The 17927-nt window shown below is 68.0% G+C and carries 23 protein-coding genes and 1 riboswitch; of the genes, 15 read left to right on the forward strand and 8 right to left on the reverse strand.

All coding sequences use genetic code 11. The features are described from left to right. Positions 1-14 precede the first annotated feature (14 nt). Positions 15-599, reverse strand: a complete 585-nt coding sequence (locus ACOI2T_RS03500) for a copper chaperone PCu(A)C domain-containing protein (RefSeq protein WP_409502656.1) — start codon at positions 597-599, stop codon at positions 15-17. A gap of 285 nt (positions 600-884) precedes the next feature. On the opposite strand from ACOI2T_RS03500, the gene carD reads away from it, so the two are divergent. The 5 genes from carD (at position 885) to rlmB (ending at position 4911) form a co-directional block, all read left to right on the forward strand. Further along, on the forward strand, positions 885-1373 hold the full coding sequence (carD, locus tag ACOI2T_RS03505) for an RNA polymerase-binding transcription factor CarD (RefSeq protein WP_003921720.1): 489 nt from the start codon (positions 885-887) through the stop codon (positions 1371-1373). Positions 1374-1379: 6 nt separating this feature from the next. Continuing rightward, entirely contained in the window at positions 1380-2045 is a 666-nt protein-coding gene (ispD, locus tag ACOI2T_RS03510; RefSeq protein WP_409502657.1) for a 2-C-methyl-D-erythritol 4-phosphate cytidylyltransferase, read from the forward strand. Further along, a complete protein-coding gene (ispF, locus tag ACOI2T_RS03515) occupies positions 2045-2518 on the forward strand; it encodes a 2-C-methyl-D-erythritol 2,4-cyclodiphosphate synthase (RefSeq protein ID WP_409502757.1) in 474 nt (157 codons plus the stop codon). Before ispD ends, ispF begins: the two co-directional genes overlap by 1 nt. Before the next feature lie 78 nt (positions 2519-2596). Next, positions 2597-3970 (forward strand): cysteine--tRNA ligase, encoded by a 1374-nt coding sequence (cysS, locus tag ACOI2T_RS03520; protein WP_067850575.1) that lies wholly within the window; start codon positions 2597-2599, stop codon positions 3968-3970. Then, positions 3970-4911 (forward strand): 23S rRNA (guanosine(2251)-2'-O)-methyltransferase RlmB, encoded by a 942-nt coding sequence (gene rlmB, locus ACOI2T_RS03525; RefSeq protein ID WP_067850438.1) that lies wholly within the window; start codon positions 3970-3972, stop codon positions 4909-4911. Before cysS ends, rlmB begins: the two co-directional genes overlap by 1 nt. A 2-nt stretch (positions 4912-4913) precedes the next feature. Here rlmB and ACOI2T_RS03530 read toward each other — a convergent pair whose 3' ends face one another. Further along, positions 4914-6452: a purple acid phosphatase family protein gene (locus ACOI2T_RS03530; RefSeq protein WP_409502658.1), complete on the reverse strand. Its 1539-nt coding sequence runs from the start codon at positions 6450-6452 to the stop codon at positions 4914-4916. A 59-nt stretch (positions 6453-6511) separates the two neighbouring features. Beyond that, positions 6512-7747: an SLC13 family permease gene (locus tag ACOI2T_RS03535; RefSeq protein WP_409502659.1), complete on the reverse strand. Its 1236-nt coding sequence runs from the start codon at positions 7745-7747 to the stop codon at positions 6512-6514. Between the two features lie 100 nt (positions 7748-7847). Between ACOI2T_RS03535 and ACOI2T_RS03540 the strand changes: the two genes are divergently transcribed. After that, entirely contained in the window at positions 7848-8828 is a 981-nt protein-coding gene (locus ACOI2T_RS03540; RefSeq protein WP_409502660.1) for a glycerophosphodiester phosphodiesterase, read from the forward strand. Here ACOI2T_RS03540 and ACOI2T_RS03545 read toward each other — a convergent pair. Genes ACOI2T_RS03545 through mrf form a run of 3 tightly spaced genes read right to left on the reverse strand, consistent with a single transcriptional unit; the run spans position 8821 to position 11196 of the window. Further along, positions 8821-9747, reverse strand: coding sequence for an MBL fold metallo-hydrolase (locus ACOI2T_RS03545; RefSeq protein WP_409502661.1), 927 nt, complete (start codon positions 9745-9747; stop codon positions 8821-8823). The two genes, ACOI2T_RS03540 and ACOI2T_RS03545, sit on opposite strands and share 8 nt — an antisense overlap. Positions 9748-9766: 19 nt before the next feature. Next, positions 9767-10015 (reverse strand): type B 50S ribosomal protein L31, encoded by a 249-nt coding sequence (locus tag ACOI2T_RS03550; protein WP_085143326.1) that lies wholly within the window; start codon positions 10013-10015, stop codon positions 9767-9769. Beyond that, positions 10012-11196, reverse strand: coding sequence for a ribosome hibernation factor-recruiting GTPase MRF (mrf, locus tag ACOI2T_RS03555; protein WP_409502662.1), 1185 nt, complete (start codon positions 11194-11196; stop codon positions 10012-10014). Before mrf ends, ACOI2T_RS03550 begins: the two co-directional genes overlap by 4 nt. A gap of 75 nt (positions 11197-11271) precedes the next feature. On the opposite strand from mrf, the gene rpmB reads away from it, so the two are divergent. The 8 genes from rpmB to ACOI2T_RS03595 all read left to right on the forward strand — a co-directional run bounded on the left by rpmB (position 11272) and on the right by ACOI2T_RS03595 (position 15847). Next, positions 11272-11508: a 50S ribosomal protein L28 gene (gene rpmB / locus ACOI2T_RS03560; RefSeq protein ID WP_067850452.1), complete on the forward strand. Its 237-nt coding sequence runs from the start codon at positions 11272-11274 to the stop codon at positions 11506-11508. Next, positions 11508-11672 (forward strand): 50S ribosomal protein L33, encoded by a 165-nt coding sequence (rpmG, locus tag ACOI2T_RS03565; RefSeq protein WP_067850454.1) that lies wholly within the window; start codon positions 11508-11510, stop codon positions 11670-11672. The genes rpmB and rpmG overlap by 1 nt, the downstream gene beginning before the upstream one ends. Next, positions 11672-11977: a 30S ribosomal protein S14 gene (gene rpsN / locus ACOI2T_RS03570; protein WP_409502663.1), complete on the forward strand. Its 306-nt coding sequence runs from the start codon at positions 11672-11674 to the stop codon at positions 11975-11977. Before rpmG ends, rpsN begins: the two co-directional genes overlap by 1 nt. Then, complete coding sequence (gene rpsR, locus ACOI2T_RS03575) at positions 11978-12232, forward strand: 30S ribosomal protein S18 (RefSeq protein WP_067850458.1); 255 nt, start codon at positions 11978-11980, stop codon at positions 12230-12232. After that, positions 12202-12366, forward strand: a riboswitch (cobalamin riboswitch). Its footprint overlaps the gene before it by 31 nt. Before the next feature lie 40 nt (positions 12367-12406). Then, positions 12407-13375, forward strand: a complete 969-nt coding sequence (locus tag ACOI2T_RS03580) for an ABC transporter substrate-binding protein (RefSeq protein WP_409502664.1) — start codon at positions 12407-12409, stop codon at positions 13373-13375. Positions 13376-13419: 44 nt separating this feature from the next. After that, positions 13420-14415 (forward strand): FecCD family ABC transporter permease, encoded by a 996-nt coding sequence (locus tag ACOI2T_RS03585; protein ID WP_409502758.1) that lies wholly within the window; start codon positions 13420-13422, stop codon positions 14413-14415. After that, the gene (locus tag ACOI2T_RS03590) at positions 14412-15188 is read left to right on the forward strand and encodes an ABC transporter ATP-binding protein (RefSeq protein ID WP_409502665.1); all 777 of its coding nucleotides are present in this window, start codon (positions 14412-14414) and stop codon (positions 15186-15188) included. Before ACOI2T_RS03585 ends, ACOI2T_RS03590 begins: the two co-directional genes overlap by 4 nt. After that, positions 15185-15847, forward strand: a complete 663-nt coding sequence (locus ACOI2T_RS03595; protein WP_409502666.1) for a (2Fe-2S)-binding protein — start codon at positions 15185-15187, stop codon at positions 15845-15847. Before ACOI2T_RS03590 ends, ACOI2T_RS03595 begins: the two co-directional genes overlap by 4 nt. Here ACOI2T_RS03595 and ACOI2T_RS03600 read toward each other — a convergent pair. After that, complete coding sequence (locus ACOI2T_RS03600) at positions 15841-16539, reverse strand: TIGR03943 family putative permease subunit (RefSeq protein WP_409502667.1); 699 nt, start codon at positions 16537-16539, stop codon at positions 15841-15843. The two genes, ACOI2T_RS03595 and ACOI2T_RS03600, sit on opposite strands and share 7 nt — an antisense overlap. Then, complete coding sequence (locus ACOI2T_RS03605) at positions 16536-17483, reverse strand: permease (protein WP_409502759.1); 948 nt, start codon at positions 17481-17483, stop codon at positions 16536-16538. The genes ACOI2T_RS03600 and ACOI2T_RS03605 overlap by 4 nt, the downstream gene beginning before the upstream one ends. Before the next feature lie 133 nt (positions 17484-17616). Here ACOI2T_RS03605 and ACOI2T_RS03610 point away from each other — a divergent pair, with 133 nt between their 5' ends. After that, on the forward strand, positions 17617-17901 hold the full coding sequence (locus ACOI2T_RS03610; RefSeq protein ID WP_085143334.1) for a DUF1490 family protein: 285 nt from the start codon (positions 17617-17619) through the stop codon (positions 17899-17901). Positions 17902-17927 lie beyond the last annotated feature (26 nt).

Genomic DNA, 17927 nt, shown 5'->3' on the forward strand with positions numbered 1-17927 from the left:
ACACCCGGTGCGGCCTAGTGGTGGCCGCCCGCCTCGCCGCCTTCGGCTTCCTGCGTCTCGCCGGTCTGGTCGCGGCGCGGCTCGTTGCCCGCCGAGATCGGCACGGCGACAGTGGTTTTACCGTTCTCGAAGTTGAACGTGAAGTCGTAGAGCAGACCGTTGGTGATCGGCTTCGTGAGCGAAACCTCGGCCGTGACGGCGTCGGCGGACTCGGCCTCCTCGACCGGAGCGAGCTGCCCGTCGGGTTCGCCGACCAGGAGCACACCGTTCGCCGGGACCGTGCTGTCGCCCGAGAGGGACACCTCACCGACATCCGACGTGATCGACACCAGCTTGTTGTCGGCTTCGGGCGAGTCGTTGACCGCCACGAACAGCAGCTCGACCGCCGAGCCCGGCTCGACGTAGTCACCCTGCTGCGGCGCGCGCAGGTGCACGTTACGCAGCGAGACCTGACCGGCCTGGGCGTTGACGCCGTTGACCGCGGGCTCCTGCGTGGCTGTCTGGGAGACCTGCCCGGCACCACATGCGGTGAGTGCCACGGCGGCGGCCAGGCCGCACGCGGCCAAACCGGCCGAGGCGCGGAATGTCAAGCGGTTCACTCAAGCCTCCTGAACTGGGTCGCCCATCTTCGACTATGCAGAGTAGTAGGTGGGGGTGATAGGCGGAATACGAGGGCTTGATGGAGGGCCCGATCTGCGGTCGAACATGTTCGGAACGAGTTTGCGCGGCGGTCTCTTTCGGGCCCGGCGGGGGTGGTGCGGTTGCACGGTTTCGTCACCATGTCAACCCCTACTCTTCACCTGCAGTGCCCCTGACCTGCGCCGTTGGTCCGCGTGTGATCGAGGCCCGTGTTAGCATGGAGTAGCGAAAGGGGCTCGAATCAGATGATTTTTAAGGTCGGAGACACCGTCGTCTATCCACACCACGGTGCTGCGTTGATCGAGGCGATCGAAACCCGGACTATCAAAGGCGAGCAGAAGGAATATCTCGTCCTCAAGGTCGCCCAAGGGGATCTGACCGTTCGAGTACCCGCAGAGAATGCGGAGTATGTCGGTGTTCGTGACGTCGTGGGCCAGGAAGGCCTCGACAAGGTTTTCCAGGTGCTGCGTGCGCCGCACACCGAAGAGCCGACCAACTGGTCGCGCCGCTACAAGGCCAACCTCGAGAAGCTGGCCTCGGGCGACGTGAACAAGGTTGCTGAGGTCGTCCGCGACCTGTGGCGTCGTGATCAGGAGCGCGGCCTGTCCGCCGGTGAGAAGCGCATGCTGGCCAAGGCCCGGCAGATTCTCGTCGGTGAGCTCGCGCTGGCCGAGAACACCGATGACGCCAAGGCGGAGACCATCCTCGATGAGGTTCTGGCCGCAGCGTCCTGACACGCTGTGGCAACGGTTGCCGTCGTCCCGGCTGCCGGCTCTGGTGAGCGGCTCGGCGCGGGGCGACCGAAAGCATTCGTCAAATTGGGGGGTTCGCCCCTGCTGGAGCACGCCCTCGCGGGGCTTCGTGCTTCCGGGGTGATCGATCGGGTCGTGGTTGCGGTTCCGCCCGCACTCACCGACGAGTCGAAGCTCGTGTTCGGCGGCGACGCCGAGATCGTCGCCGGCGGAGCCGACCGGACCGCGTCCGTTGGGCTCGCGCTTGAAGCCGCCGGCGACGCCGAATTCATCCTGGTGCATGACGCCGCGAGAGCGTTGACGCCGCCCGCCCTGATCGCCCGCGTCGTGCAGGCGCTGCGGGACGGGCATGCGGCGGTGGTTCCCGGCCTGCCGCTGGCCGACACCATCAAAGCCGTCGACGCCAACGGTGCGGTGCTGGGCACGCCGGAACGCGCCGGTTTGCGTGCCATACAGACACCGCAGGGCTTTCACGCCGACGTGCTGCGCCGCGCCTACGGGCGGGCGGGTGCGGGCGGCGTGACCGACGACGCCTCCCTCGTCGAGCAGATCGGTACACCCGTGCAAATCGTGGACGGGGACCCGCTCGCCTTCAAGATCACCACTCCGATGGACCTGCTGCTCGCCGAAGCAGTGCTGGCCCGCGACACGTGATGCTGCCGAGGGTCGGGCTGGGAACCGACGTCCATCCGATCGAGGCGGGCCGGCCGTGCTGGCTGCTGTGCCTGCACTTCGACGACGCCGACGGCTGCGCGGGCCATTCCGACGGCGATGTCGCCGCGCACGCCCTGTGTGACGCCTTGCTGAGCGCGGCCGGTCTCGGCGATCTCGGCACGGTGTTCGGCACCGGGCGCCCGGAATGGCATGGCGTCAGCGGCGCCGACATGCTGCGGCACGTGCACGGATTGCTCCAGTCGGCCGGCTACCGCGTCGGCAACGCCGCGGTTCAGGTCATCGGCAACCGGCCGAAGATCGGGCCGCGCCGCGAGGAGGCGCAGCGCGTGCTCACGGAGTTGGTGGGCGCGCCGGTCTCGGTGTCGGCGACCACCACCGACGGTCTCGGGTTGACCGGTCGGGGCGAAGGATTGGCCGCCATCGCGACCGCTTTGGTAATTCCCGCTGAATAGCCCGGTAAGCTGGCCCGTCGTGAGCGGAGCGAACGGTCGGCCAGAGTGACCGACACCGACCTACGTCTCTACGACACCATGACGGGTGCCGTACGTGATTTCGTGCCGTTGCGGCCAGGGCACGCCTCGATCTACCTGTGCGGCGCGACCGTGCAGGGTCTGCCGCACATCGGTCACGTCCGTAGCGGCGTCGCCTTCGATGTGCTGCGCCGCTGGCTGACCGCCAACGGCTACGACGTCGCGTTCATCCGGAACGTCACCGACATCGACGACAAGATTCTCAACAAGGCCGCCGATGCGGGCCGTCCGTGGTGGGAGTGGGCCGCGACCTACGAACGCGCCTTCACGGCCGCCTACGAGGCGCTGGGGGTGCTGCCACCGTCGGCTGAGCCCCGCGCCACCGGGCACATCACCCAGATGGTCGAGCTCATCGAACGACTCATCGACAAGGGCCACGCCTACGCAGCGGGCGGCGACGTGTACTTCGACGTGCTCAGCCTGCCCGATTACGGCGAGCTGTCCGGACACCGGATCGACGACGTGCACCAGGGTGAAGGCGTCGCGACCGGCAAGCGAGATCAGCGCGACTTCACGCTGTGGAAGGGTGCCAAACCCGGTGAGCCGTCCTGGCCGACCCCGTGGGGCCGCGGCCGTCCCGGCTGGCACACGGAATGTGTCGCGATGTGCGAGGCCTACCTGGGCGCCGAGTTCGACATCCACGCCGGCGGCATGGACCTGGTCTTCCCGCACCACGAGAACGAGATCGCCCAGGCCCACGCGGCCGGTGACGGGTTCGCGCGGTACTGGCTGCACAACGGCTGGGTGACCATGGGCGGCGAGAAGATGAGCAAGTCGCTGGGCAATGTGCTCGCGATACCCGCTGTGCTGCAACGCGTCCGGGCCGCCGAGCTGCGGTACTACCTGGGCAGTGCGCACTACCGGTCCATGCTGGAGTTCTCCGAGACCGCGCTGCAGGATGCGGTCAAGGCTTACACCGGCATAGAAGATTTCCTCCACCGGGTGCGCAACCGGGTCGGCAGCATCTCGGTCGGTGACTGGACGCCGAAGTTCGCGGCGGCGCTCAACGACGACCTCTCGGTGCCGATCGCGCTCGCCGAGGTGCACGCCGCGCGGGCCGAGGGCAACCGGGCGCTCGACGCGGGCGATCACGACGGCGCGATGGCGCAGGCCACCGCGATCCGGTCCATGATGGGCATCCTGGGCTGCGATCCACTCGACGAACGCTGGGAGTCGCGCGACGAGACCTCGGCCGCGCTGGCCGCCGTCGACGTCCTCGTGCAGTGGGCCCTCGCGAGCCGGACCGAAGCGCGCGCCAACCGTGACTGGGCGGCTGCCGACGCGATCCGGGACCGCCTGAAAGAGGCCGGCATCGAGGTCACCGACACCGCCGACGGCCCGCAGTGGGCCTTACTCGATCGGGATACCAAGTAATGGCCGGAAATTCACAGCGCCGCGGCGCGATTCGTAAATCGGGAACGAAGAAAGGCCCGCCGGTCGGATCCGGCGGCGTACGTCGGCGTGGGCTCGAAGGCCGCGGCGCGACGCCGCCTGCGCACATGCGGCCGAACCATCCGGCCGCGAAGAAGGCGGCCAAGGCGGCGCGCCAACAGCAGGGCAGGCCCCGCAAGACCGACGACACCGAGTTGGTGCTCGGCCGCAACCCGGTGCTCGAGTGCCTGCGGGCGAAGGTCCCGGCCACCGCGTTGTACGTCGCGCTGGGCACCGACGCCGACGAGCGGGTCACCGAAGCCGTTCAGATCGCCGCAGACCGCGGCATCTCGATTCTGGAGGTGCCGCGCACCGATCTGGACCGGATGAGCTCGAACGCGCTGCATCAGGGGCTCGGACTGCAGGTGCCGCCGTACAACTACGCCCACCCCGAGGATCTGCTCTCGGCGGCCGAGGCGGACGCCACCCCCGCACTTCTGGTGGCGCTCGACAACATCTCCGATCCGCGCAACCTCGGTGCGATCGTGCGTTCGGTGGCCGCCTTCGGCGGGCACGGTGTGGTGATCCCGCAGCGCCGCTCGGCTTCGGTGACCGCGGTGGCCTGGCGCACGAGCGCGGGCGCCGCGGCCCGCACGCCGGTGGCGCGCGCCACGAATCTCACCCGGACCCTGAAGAGCTGGGCCGACGCCGGTCTGCAGATCGTGGGGCTGGATGCCGGTGGGGACACCACGCTCGACGAACTCGACGGCACGGGCCCGATGGTCGTGGTGGTCGGCTCCGAGGGCAAGGGACTCTCGCGCCTGGTCCGGGAGAACTGTGACGCGGTGGTGTCGATCCCGATGGCCGGGCCGACCGAGTCGCTCAACGCCTCGGTGGCCGCGGGCGTGGTGCTCGCCGAGATCGCGCGTCAGCGCCGCAGCTGAGATCAGGCCTTGCGCGGCTTGCGCAGGGTGAAACGATCCACCGGCGTCGTCTCACCGAACAGACCGGTCACCGCGAAATACGTTGCCTCGATCGACGTCTCACCGCCCGGCACGCCTGGATCGACATCGAACATCACGAACCCGTAGGCGTTGTCGAGGTCGCGGAACGCCGACCACGGTGCGGATTCCTCGACATATCGCGGTTTGCGTTTCTTCGGCGCGGGGTCGGGCGCCTCGACCCCGGTGAGCACGCGGCAGCGCGGTTCGGCGAAGAACATGCGGTTCGACGGTATCGACGTACCGCCGCCACCGATCACGAGATGTACTGTGCCACCGCCAGGTTCGACCGGTATCGGGGTCAACGTGTCGGTCGGCAGCGTGCCCCGGATCGGGTGTGAGCGCTCGTAGTGATGTTCATGGCCGCACACCACCAGGTCGACGCCGTAGCGGTCGAACAGCGGCAGCCAGTTCTCGCGGATGCCGAGGTCGGCGCCGTTGGTGCGGTCCGCGGTCGACACCGCCGTCTGGTGCATGCATACGACGATCCAGTCGATGTCGGGGTCTCCGCTGCTTCGCTCCAATTCGCGCTCCAGCCAACGCCTTTGCGCGCCTCCGGAATATCCGTGGACGTAGGAGTTGCCACCGTCCTGGTAACACACGTCGTCATTGTTGAGGCTGATCACCCGTACCGCGCCCGCGGTGAACGCGTACCACATGCCGCGCAGTTCGGCGTCGGCCCCGGAATCGGGCAGCGCGAAGTAGGTCTGATACGCGCTGTAGCCGATCGGCCCGTTGCCGAGCTCGTTCTCGTGATTGCCTGCCGCCGGCATCCACGGCCGGTAACGCGCCGAGCGCGAGTTGTTCTCGAACCAGTTGGACCACGTCCGGACGCGGTCGCCGGACAGGTTGGCATAGCACAGATCTCCGTTGACGAGATTGAACAACGGCCGCATACGCTCGACCGCGGTGGTGATGTCCCCGGCCGCAGGCGATCCGAGGCTGTCGCTGCCGAACGCGTCGGCGACCATGGCGTCCAGCGTGGGCGTCGACTGATCGCCGAAGCTGGTGAAGCGCAGTGCAGCCCGGCCGCGTGGCGCCGTACGCACCGTGCCCAGTTCGGGACTGGCGCCGTCGTGCACGGCCGCATAGACGTAGTCGGTGTCGGGCAGGAGGCCGGTGAGCCGGGCATGGTGGACGCGGATCTCGATGCCGGACTGTGCGTCGCGGTAGGTGACGGTGTCGGCCTCTGCGGTTTCGCCGAGGCCGTCGCTCGGGGTGCCGAACATGACCCGCGGCTTGCCGACCGCCGTGTCGGTGTGCCAGGACACCACCACCTCGGACGCGGCGTCCGCGCCGTATTGCAGATGCAGACCGCTCATACGCGGTGCGCCGCTGGGGTCTTCACGCTGCCACAGGTCCGGTCCGCTCGTGGTGGCCCGAACGATCTCGTCGGCGGCGACGCCGACGCCCGCCCCCAGTATCGCGGTGGTGCTACCCGCCAATAGCAACGTTCGTCTGCTCACGCCGGAGTTGTCGGTCACCTGCGCCGTGCTACCCGGTCAACACGAACGGTGCGGCACGGCCAAGTGAACAGCGTCAGCTAGACGCCGAATATTCGCAGCCCCGCCCACAAGCCGAGTACCGCCGCCACCAGCGTCAGTGGAACCGTGCACAACCCGACGAAGCTGAATTCGGTGAACGGGGCGCGCAATCCGTTGCGGTGCACCACGTCGCGCCACAGCAGATTCGCCAGGGACCCGACGTAGGTGAGGTTCGGCCCGATGTTCACCCCGATCAGCACGGCGAGGATCGCGCCAGGGCCGGACGCCGCGACCAGTGGTAGCAACACGAGGACCGCGGGCAGGTTGTTGACGGCGTTGGACAGCACCGCGGCGATGGCGGCCAACCCGAGCAGGGCCGGAAGCGAGTTGCCGACTGGCAGCACATCCCGCATCACCTCGTCGAGGCCGTGCAGCATGACCGCGTCGACGACGATGCCGAGGCACAGCACGAACGCCAGGAACGGCAGGTTGACCGCGCGCACGATTCCGGTGACGGTGCTGCGGCCGTTGACCAGGCTGCGTGTCCCCAGCACGACCGCACCGGCGAGTGCCGCCCACGCGGGGGAGTGGCCGAGCAGCGAGGTGCCGACGAAACCGGCCAGCGTGGCCGCGAGCACGACGAGCACGAACACCGGCAGCTCGGGCGCGGGCGGCGGCGCCGCAGGCTGGGTGAGGCTCAGTTCACGAGCGAAAAACCAACGCAGGATCACGAACTCGACGGCAAGGGCCGCCAGCCACGGCAGCGACATGACCGCGGTGAACTGGATGAACGAGATGCCCGCGGTCGTGAACGCCAGCAGGTTGGTCAGATTGGACACCGGAAACACCAGGGACGCGGTGTTCGCCAAGTGTGCGGTGACGTAGGCGTGCGGCCGCGACGGGACCGACATCGCGCGTGCGCTCGCGAGCACAACCGGTGTGAGCAGCACGGCCGTCGCGTCGAGACTCAGCGCGGCGGTGGTCGCGGCGGCGATCACGAACACCATCGCCATGAGCCGGCGCGGGCTGCCCGCACTCGTGCGCGTCATGAGCGTTCCCGCGGCGTGGAACAGCCCCTCCCGGTCACAGATGTGCGCGAGCACCAGAACGGCTGCGAGGAATCCCACGACCGGCAGCAGCCTGGTCACCTCGTCGGTGGCCTGCTCGACCGTGATCGAGCCGACCAGGATCAACAGGCCCGCCGCCGGGACCGCCACCGCGGCCTCCGGCCAGCCTTCGGGTCGAGCCAGCGCGAACACCAGAACGACGGCCAACAGCACCACCGCCAGAATCACGTGGCAGTTCCTTTCGGCCAGTCGAACATTCGGTGACTATTCGCACGGTCGCCCCGTGCGGTCCTGAAGGTACCGGTTCCGGTGGATAGCGTGGTCAACCATGCGTAGGGCCGCCTCGTTACTCATGCTGTTCGCACTGGCCGCCACCTTCCAGTCAGTTCCACGGGCCGTCGCCGCGCCCGACGGGTTCGACCTGCAGTCGCACCGGGGCGGTCGCGGTGAGACGACAGAGGAATCGTTGCGGGCGTTCGCGAAGTCACTCGAGCTGGGTGTCAGCACCCTTGAACTCGACATCGTGCTCACCACGGACCACCAGCCACTGGTGTGGCATGACCCGGTGATCGACGCGGCCAAATGTTCTGACACCGCGCCCGCGTTCCCCGGCGACCCCATGTACCCCTATGTCGGCAAATTGGTGCACGATCTCACGATTGAGCAGGTCCGCACACTCGATTGCGGCAAACTGCTGTCCGGCTACCCGGACGCTGAAGTGGTGCGCGGCAACAAAATCGCCACCCTGCCCGAGGTGTTCGCGCTGACCGACTCCTACGGGGCCGACGTCCGTTTCAACATCGAAACGAAGATCGAGGCCGACAAACCCGAAACATCGGCCGGCCCAGAGGAATTCGTCGACGTCATCTTGGCCGCGGTGCGCGCCGCCGGCAAGGTGGACAAGGTCGACATCCAGAGTTTCGACTGGCGCACGCTGCCGCTCGTGCAGCGGGCCGAACCGTCGATTCCCCGGGTCGCCCTGTGGGACGAGACCACGTGGGTCCCCGATTCGCCCTGGCTGGCCGGGGTGAATCCCGCCGTGGTCGGCGATCCCATCGCAGGCGCCATGGTGGTGGGCGCCAACGTGCTGTCGCCGAACTACCGCCTGGTCACCGATCGCGCGTTCGTGGACCGGGCACATGGCTTGGGGTTGCGGGTGATTCCGTGGACCGTCAACGACGTCGAGACGATGCGCGCGCAGATCGCGTTGGGGGTCGACGGCATCATCACCGACTACCCGACCAGGCTCCGATCGGTGATGGCCGAGCTGGGTATGCCGCTGCCGCCGGCGTATCACCGGGTCAGCTGAACGCCCACGGATCGCTCGCTTCCCACAGTGTGGGCAGGTGCAGTGCGACGCCGTCCTGATCGGCCAGCCGCGTCAGAACGCGCATCGAGACGTCCAGATCGTCACCGGCGTACGGCAGCGCGCGCAGCGGCTTGTGCAGTGGCCGGAAGAAGTCGTCCCAGTGGATGAGTACGACGCGCCGCGCGCCGACGGCCCGGACGGTTTCGGTCCAGTAGTCGTGCAGATAGTGCTCGGGCTGCAGGCCCAGCTGGCCCACGCCGAGATAGACGACGTCGGCACGCTGGCCGGTCAGCGCGCCCGCGACGGCGCCGGCACTGCCCACGATCAGCAGGCGCCTGCCGGTGTCACGGTGGTGGATCAGCGTCGACCAGGCCTCGCCGCATTTGTATGCCGAGGCTTTCGCCGGCGGCACCACCGGCTCGGAGATGACGCCGGGAAACCGGTCGGGCGGACAGTGTTCCGACTCGAAGAGCGTCACGTCGTAGGCGCCGAGCGAAACCGGTTCGCCGGGGGTCACGGTGACGAGTCTGTCGTCCGGCAGGCCACCCCCGCGACCCACCTGTGCGGCCGACGCTCCGCCCACGAGCTGTGCACCGGTGTGTGCGGCGACCACTGCCGAATCCATCGCATGGTCGAAGTGGGTGTGCACCGGCAACACGGCGGCCAGGCGCTGCACGCCCAGCCGGGCCAGGCAGCCGTCGATGCGGGGCAGTGACGGCGCGACTTTCCCGAGGCCCACCCGCAATAGTGCCGGGCGCGAGAAGAATCCGTCGGTCAGGATGGCAGTCGATCCGTCGTCCACCAGCAGCGTGGTGACGCCGGCCCAGGTGACCGTGACCGGGGATTGCGGGGCCGCCGCCGGCGCGTCGAAAAACCGTGCGTAGGACGCCAGGTCGGGCCTGCCGGGTTTGAGCCGCATGGCCCCACCATAGAGGCGCCTATCCGTAACGCCTGCGGAACTTCTCCACCTGCCCGGCGGAGTCGATATGCCGTGCCGAGCCGGTCCAGAACGGATGCGAGTCGCTGGTGACGTCGACGACGATCAACGGCAGCGTCTGTACGCCCTGGGGCGTGGGCCATTCCACGGTGCGGGTGCTGGTCGCGGTCGACCGGGTGAGGAACTGCTTGCCGGTGGCCGCGTCCTGGAATACGACGGGGTGGTAGTCGGGGTGGATTCCTTGTTTCATTGCTGTTCTCCTTGATGGCGGCCCGGTGCGGCGGTCTCGCCGGCTCCGGGTTGGTCGTCGCACGGGTCCTCGTGCCAGTCCCCGAACGGGTCGGGGTAGTGCGCCCACTCGCCGGGCCTGCCGAGTTCGTCGTCGGTCAGCAGGGCGCCGCGTAACGCGTCGACGATGTCGTCGGGCCGGGCCCCGCAGATCAGGACCGTCAGGGATACGTGACGGTCGCCGAACCGGTCGTCCCAGTCGATGGCGGCCATCGCCCGCCGTTCGGGGTCGACGTAGGCGCGCTCGCTGGAATCCATTGCCGCCAGCCACTTCCCGGCGTTGCTGAAATGCATTCCACCGCCTGCGGATTCGATCCACATGACGTCGGTGGGCCGGTTCGCGAGCCAGGCTCGGCCACGGGTGCGCACGACGCCGTCGAGTAGCAGGTCGATGGCCGCGTGCAGCCGCAGCGGATGAAACGGCCGTCTTGCGGTGAATTCGACGATCCCGACCTCGCCGTCGCGGTCGAGTGGGGGCTCGCCGGCCAGCAGTGGATCGTGGGGAGAGGCGGCGCGGCCACGCCGGCTGTCGGGTTCGAGATGCGCGAGCGCCATCTCGACGCGGTCGCATCCGACCGTGATGCGGGCCCGCGGTGCCAGCCGGCGCAGCACCGCCAGCGTGGTCGCCTCCGGTTCGGTGAGCACCAGTACGTCGGCGAACTCGGCTTGGCCTACCACCACCTGTGCGGCCGTGCGGCCGTCATCGAGTTCGTCCTCGCCGACCGCCTGAGGCAGCCACGCCGAGGTGTCGACACAGCTGACGACCGCCTCGATACTCACGTCGCGCGCGGCCGGTCCGTCGATGTAGCCGGGGCCGACGCACACGTGGATGTTGTCGATCGCCCAACACACCGGCTCCGGCTCGAGCCACGGCATCAGTTGCACCACGATACGAGCGACGTCGCTGCGCCGGTGCAGGCGGCGGAGGAGCACGAGCAGGTCGTCGCGCACCGTGCAGGACACGCAGCCGTGGGCCAGCTCAAGCGGCCAGTCCGACGTGTCGGCCGCGGTGCCCACCGTCCGCAGCACCACCTGGCCGTCGTAGGTGTGGCGAACCAGCACGGTTCCCGGCTTGCGGCTCAACTGCTCGACGACGCGGTCGGTGTCGCCCTGGCCCGCCACCAGCACAACAGGCGTTCTCACCTGGCCTCCCGATTAACTATTGAAAACGATTATCATTATGCTTAAACAACGGTACCTCGAGGCGAAGGAGATTCAATGTCGGCCCACTGCCAAGTCACCGGGCGATCGCCCGGCTTCGGCAACACGGTGTCGCACTCACACAAGCGGAGTAGCAGGCGCTGGAACCCGAACATCCAGAACAAGACCTATTACCTGCCGAGTGAGGGGCGCCGGGTGCGGTTGCGGGTCAGCGCCAAAGGGATCAAGGTGATCGACCGCGACGGCATCGAGGCAGTCGTGGCCCGGCTGCGCAGTCGAGGGGAGAAGATCTGATGGCGCGCACCGACATTCGGCCGATCGTGAAGCTGAGATCCACTGCGGGAACCGGCTACACCTACGTGACGCGCAAGAACCGGCGCAACGATCCGGACCGCATCGTGCTGAAGAAGTACGACCCGGTGATCCGCAAGCACGTCGACTTCCGCGAGGAGCGCTGATGGCCAAGGTGTCCAAGATCGTCAAGAACGAGCAACGGCACAAGCTGGTCGCGCGCTACGCCGAACGGCGGGCCGAGCTCAAGGACATCATCCGGAATCCGGCGAGCACGAGAGAACAACGGGCCGCGGCGGTTTCGGCGTTGCAGCGACTTCCGCGTGACTCAAGTCCGGTGCGGCTGCGCAACCGCGACTCCGTGGACGGCAGGCCGCGCGGGCACCTGCGCAAGTTCGGGCTCTCCCGGGTTCGGGTCAGGGAGCTCGCGCATCGCGGCGAGCTGCCCGGCGTGCGGAAGTCGAGCTGGTAAATGGCCAAGAAGACTCCGCGAAAGCGCACGCCAGCAATTGAACTCAAGAAGCCGAGGCGCAATCAGCTCAAGGCTCTCGGCGTCACACACGTCGACTACAAAGACGTCCAACTGCTGCGGACCTTCATCAGTGAGCGGGGCAAGATCCGCTCGCGTCGGGTCACCGGACTCACCCCACAGCAGCAGCGACAGGTTGCCACGGCGATCAAGAACGCCAGGGAGATGGCACTGCTGCCGGTGGCGGGCACCCGCTGACCTACTATCGACACCGATAGGCGACTGCGGAACGTGGAAGCCGGTGTGAATCCGGCGCGGTCCCGCCACTGTGATCGCTCGGTCAGCGCGCTGACCGGCGAGAGCCAGACACACCCCGCAGTCGCCACCTCGCAAGCACTGGGGCGGATCTCCCCAGAGAGGATGGGAGAGCCCATGACCGGTCGTTGGATGGTCGTCGTGATGGCGTCATTGCTCTTGGCGTCGGGATGTGCCGGTAACGCCGCAACGCAGACCACAGCCGGCACTCCGCCGGGATTCCCGGTGACAGTGGACAACTGCGGCGTCACCACGACCTACGATCGGCCGCCGACCCGCGCGGTCGCCCTCAATCAGCATGCGATCGAGACGCTGCTGGCCCTCGGCCTGGAGAAGTCGATGGTCGGCACGTCCTATCTGGACGACCGGATCCTGCCGGAGTATCAGGCCGCCTACGACAGCGTGCCGGTGCTCGCCGAGGAGTATCCGTCCTATGAGGCACTGCTGGCGGTCGAGCCCGATTTCGTCTACGGCGGGTGGGACAGTGCCTTCGACGAGAAGGAGGGCCGCGCCCGGCACCGGCTCGCCGATGTGGGAATCGACACCTACCTCAACATCGAGGACTGCTCGTCCGAGCCCGCGACGATGTCCACGGTGGACGCCGAACTTCGCGGCATCGGACGGATTTTCGGAATCAGCGACCGCGCTGAGGAGCAGGTCGACCAGTTGCACCGCGACCTCGAACGGGCCGAGTCGAAAGTGCGGGGAGCCGCGCCCGTCACGGTAGCCGTCTACGACAGTGGTGAGGCGACGGTGTTCACGTCCGGCGGCAAGGGGATCGGCAACGAGATGATCACGGCCGCCGGTGGCGTGAACCTGTTCTCCGATGTCCCGAAGGTGTGGGCCGATGTGTCCTTCGAGCAGTTCGCCGAACGGTCGCCCGACGTCATCCTGATCTACGACTACGGCGATCAGCCCGTCGAGCAGAAGAAGAAGTTCCTGATGGGCCACCCCCTGCTGCAGCATGTCCCGGCGATCCGCGACGAGCGGTTCGCCGTGCTTCCGCTGTCGTCGGTGGTGGTGGGTGTGCGGATTGCCCGTGCAGTGGAAGCCCTTGCCAGGCAACTGCATCCGGAGCGGTTTTAGTGAGCCTTGCCGGCCGTCGCGGGATTCCGTACGGGTTGGTCCTGATGGCGCTCGCGGCGATGTTGGCGGCTGCGATGACCACGGGTGTCGCAGTCGGGTCGGTGCCCATCGCGCCGGGTGAGGTGTGGGCGATCGTCGCGCATGCCATTCATCCGGGACTGGCCGAACAGTCCTGGCCGGCAGTGCGCGAATCGATCGTGCTGGGCGCCAGGCTGCCGCGCGTGGTGCTGGCCGCGGTGATCGGCGCGGGCCTCGCGGCATGCGGTATGACGCTGCAGGCGGTGGTGCGCAATCCACTTGCCGATCCGATGTTGCTCGGGGTGTCCTCCGGCGCATCGGTCGGTGCGGTCGTCGTGCTGGTGCTCGGTGTGGGAGCCCTGCAGATCGTCACGCTTCCGCTCGCGGCGTTCGGTGGTGCGCTGGCCGCGCTTGTCGCGGTGTACTTCCTGGCCCGATCCGGCGGTCGGATGACTACGGTGCGGTTGATCCTGGCGGGCGTCGCGGTGGCCGAGGTGCTGTCCGCGCTGGCGAGCCTAATCATCGTCACGTCCGACGACCCGCACAAGGCGCAGGCCGCGGTGCGCTGGATGCTGGGCGGACTCGGCGGTGCCACCTGGCCGATGGTCTGGGTGCCCGCCGCGGTCGTATTCGTCGGTGTGGTCGTCCTTTTGGCGGTCACGCGGTCACTGAACCTGCTCTACACCGGCGAGGAGGCCGCGGCCTCGCTGGGCCTCGACGTGCACCGGTTCCGCGGCGCGATGTTCGTCGTCGTCGCGCTCATGGTCGGCGCCATGGTCGCGGTGAGCGGCACGATCGGCTTCGTCGGGTTGATCATGCCGCACGTCGTGCGCCTGCTGGTCGGCGCCGACCACCGCCGCGCCCTGCCCGCGGCCGCACTGCTGGGTGCCACGTTCCTCGTGGCGTGCGACATCGTCGCGCGAACCGTGGCCACGCCAGAGGAGCTTCCCGTCGGTATTCTCACCGCCCTCGTCGGCGGGCCGTTCTTCCTGTGGCTGATGCGGCGCAAGGCGCCGGCATGACGGCGCGGTGCTCGATCCAGTCGGTGTCGGTGACGATGCGCGGAAAGGCGTTGGTGCGCGACGTTTCGCTCGACGTCGCCCCGGGCGAGATGGTGGCGGTCGTAGGGCCCAACGGCGCGGGCAAGACCACCCTGCTGCGAACGCTGTACCGGGCCCAGCGACCCACCGCGGGGCAGATTCTCGTCGACGGCGACGATGTGTGGCGGCTCCCGGGCAAGCGTGCGGCGCAGCGGATCGCGGCCGTGCTGCAAGATATCGCAGGCGATTTCGAGTTGACCGTGTTCGACGTCGTGGCGATGGGGCGCACACCGTACAAGCGGTCGTTCGAAGGCGACAACGCCTCCGACCGCGACATCATCGAGTCGGCTCTCGCGGCCCTCGACATCGCCGAACTCGGCCACGCGCCGTTCAATCAGTTGTCCGGTGGTCAGAAGCAGCGCGCGCTGATCGCGCGAACATTGGCTCAACGTACCGACGTGATCGTGCTCGACGAACCCACCAATCACCTTGACCTACGGCATCAGCACGACGCCCTGCACTTGATGCGCGAGACCGGGGCCACCGTGATCGCCGCGCTGCACGACCTCAATCTCGCTGCGGCCTACTGCGACCGGATCTGCGTGCTCGATCGCGGGCAGATGGTCGCGGTTGGCACGCCGCACGAGGTGCTCACGGTCGACCTGCTCGCCGCGGTGTACGGCGTCGACGCTCGGATCGATGACACCATGGGTATGCCGCGGGTCACGGTTCTGCCGAGGATCCCCGCACCGTGAACGTCGACGAGATTCTCGCCGAAATCGCCACATTCGGCGGATTTTTCGGGATCGTCGTGGGTGGTGATTCCGACGGCTGGGTACCGGTCCGGCAATGCTACTCAGACGGCTGCGTCGACCTCATCGGGGCGACCGCCGAACGCTGTGGGACGACGGATCTTCGCATCGGCGCGTCTCTTGTGCAGTTCAGCCATGCCTCACGGCTGTGGTCACCCTTGCTCGCCTGCACGCCGGGCTATGGCGTCCTGCCCGATCTCGCACATCTCCAACGGTCCGGTACCGGAACCGAGCTCAGATTGCCCGACGCGTTCGGTGAATCCGCTTGCCTCGACGATGCGCTGCCGAACCGGTTGTACCGGATCGTCGTCGAAGACCATCTGGAGCCGCTCGCCGCGGGCATGCGCGTCAAGATGGCACCTCGGCTCCTGCACGGCAACGCCGCAGCCGCGCTGGTCGCGGCCGCAGACGAATTGACCCGTGCGCGGCCGGAATTGCGTGACCGGGTGGTGGCGCTGACGGAATCGTTGTTGGACATGGGCGTTCTGCGGGGCACCGGGGAGCTGACCGGCCTGACGTTTCGCCGCCGCAGTTGCTGTCTGTACTACCGGGTGCCGGGTGGAACTCACTGCCGGGACTGTGCGCTGGCAGGACGTCAATAGGCGTACGGGTGGGGTGGCGGATCGGTGCGTGACACCCGCTGCACCGTCATCGTGGGTATCGTGCGGCCGCCCGAATCGCTCTGTCCGGCAGGCACTTTTCCTTCGACCCGGACCCAGGTGTTCTCGGGGTAGCTCGCCACGTCGGCCGCCGCGGGTCCCGACAGGCGGATGCGGGCGAGTTGCGCGTCAGCCGCACAGCAGATGATCACCACACGGGCGAGATCGGTGCGATCGCCGTCGCGCATCGTGAACCCCGTGACGGTGATCGTGCGGTCATCGAGTGTGCCCGCGGTGTCCTGAGCCACCCGAATCAGCACATCAGGCAGAGATACTTCCGGCGCCGCTCCGTCCGGCAGCGGCGGAAACGGCCTGCGCAGCACATCGGTCGACACCTCGGTAACCGATGCGGCGTCCGGGCGGATCGCGGGCGGTACCACAAAGGCCAGCAGGGCGATCGGGATGAGCAGCAGCCAGGCGACACCGGGCCGGTGCTGATGGTCGTGGGAATCGGCGTGCCCCCGGATGTCGCGCACGATCGCCGCGAGCGCCAGTGCGATCAGCAGCACCGCAGTGACCACCAGATAGGGCAGCAACGAGGGTTTGACGTAGCGCGTGTACGCGCCGGTGGCGGCGATGATCGCGGTGCTGACCCCGATCAGCAACAGGAGCGCGTTCTCGGTCTCGCGGCTCACCGCGGCCCCAGCACGATCAGCCCGACCGCCGTGGCCACCAGCGTGGCCACGACGAAGGTCGCGGGCGCGAAGCGAATCGCGAACGCGCGACCGAACATCCCGGCCTGCATCGCGAACAGCTTGACGTCGACGGCAGGCCCGACGACCAGGAACACCAGGCGGGGCAACAGTGGCAGCATCGTCAGGCTTGCTGCCACGAACGCGTCGGCCTCGGAGCAGAGCGCGAGCACCACGGCCAGGACGGCCATGGTGATCACCCCGAGCACGATCTGGCCGGCCAGGTGCTCGTACACCCAGGCGGGGACCAGCACGTGCAGCGCAGCGGCGGCAGCCGCCCCGACCACCAGATACGAGCATGCGGACAGGAAGTCGTGTCTGGCGGCCTCGGTGAACACCGCCCAGCGTGGGCCGTCGCCGTCATGGAGTTTCGGCAGCTGGCGCGTAATCCATTCCGGCCTGCCGAACCGGGCCCAGGCTGCACCCATGATCAGTGCGGTGAGCAACGATGCCGCACACCGGGCGGCCACGAGCTGCGGATGGCCGGGGAAGGCGACGGCCGTCGCCACCAGCACCACCGGATTGATCGCCGGTGCGGCGAGCATGAACGTCAGTGCCGCCGCCCCCACACCGCCTTCGCCGAACAGCCTGCGCGCCACCGGCACCGAACCGCATTCGCAGCCCGGTAGCGCGGCGCCGCCGAGACCGGCCGCCAGGATCGCCGCACCGGTGCGCTCGGGCAGCCAGCGGGCCAGCCGGTCCGGCGTCACGAACACCGCGATCAGTCCGCTGATCACCACACCGAGGGCCAGGAACGGCAGCGCCTGGACGAACACGCCGCAGAACACCGTCGCGGCGGTCGCCACATCCGGCGTACCTTCCACGAACGCGCGCAGCGTGCTACCGGCGAGCGCGAGCGCGATGATCCCGACGACGAGTATCTGCATAGAACTCGGCCGCAAGCGCGATACCGCCGAGTCCGTGGCCACGCGGCCATGATGCCAGGCGTGTTTGGGAATCGGCCCGCGCCGCGGCAGGCAGTCGACAATCATTTTCACTAATTGGCGTTAGGCTTGGCGAATGGTGTGGCATGGCTTGCTGGCAAAGGCCGCGACGACAGTGGTAACCGGTGCAGTCGGGGTCGCTGCGTATGAGGGACTTCGTAAAGCGGTCGCGAAAGCGCCCGTTCGTGAAGCGGCGGTGACGACGACCGCATGGGCGTTGCGTGGAGCACGCAAGGCCGAAGAAGGAGCGGAGTCCGCTCGGTTGAAGGTTGCCGATGTGATGGCTGAGGCGCGAGAACGGATCGGCGAGGAAGTGCCGCCGCCTGCCGTGGGTGATGCCGGACATTCGCACGACCACTGAGCCCGTGGCGAGCCTCACGGTGGTGT

Origin of the sequence: Mycolicibacterium wolinskyi str. Jessa 2025 (assembly GCF_049241375.1) — a bacterium.
GTDB classification, from domain to species: Bacteria; Actinomycetota; Actinomycetes; order Mycobacteriales; family Mycobacteriaceae; genus Mycobacterium; species Mycobacterium wolinskyi.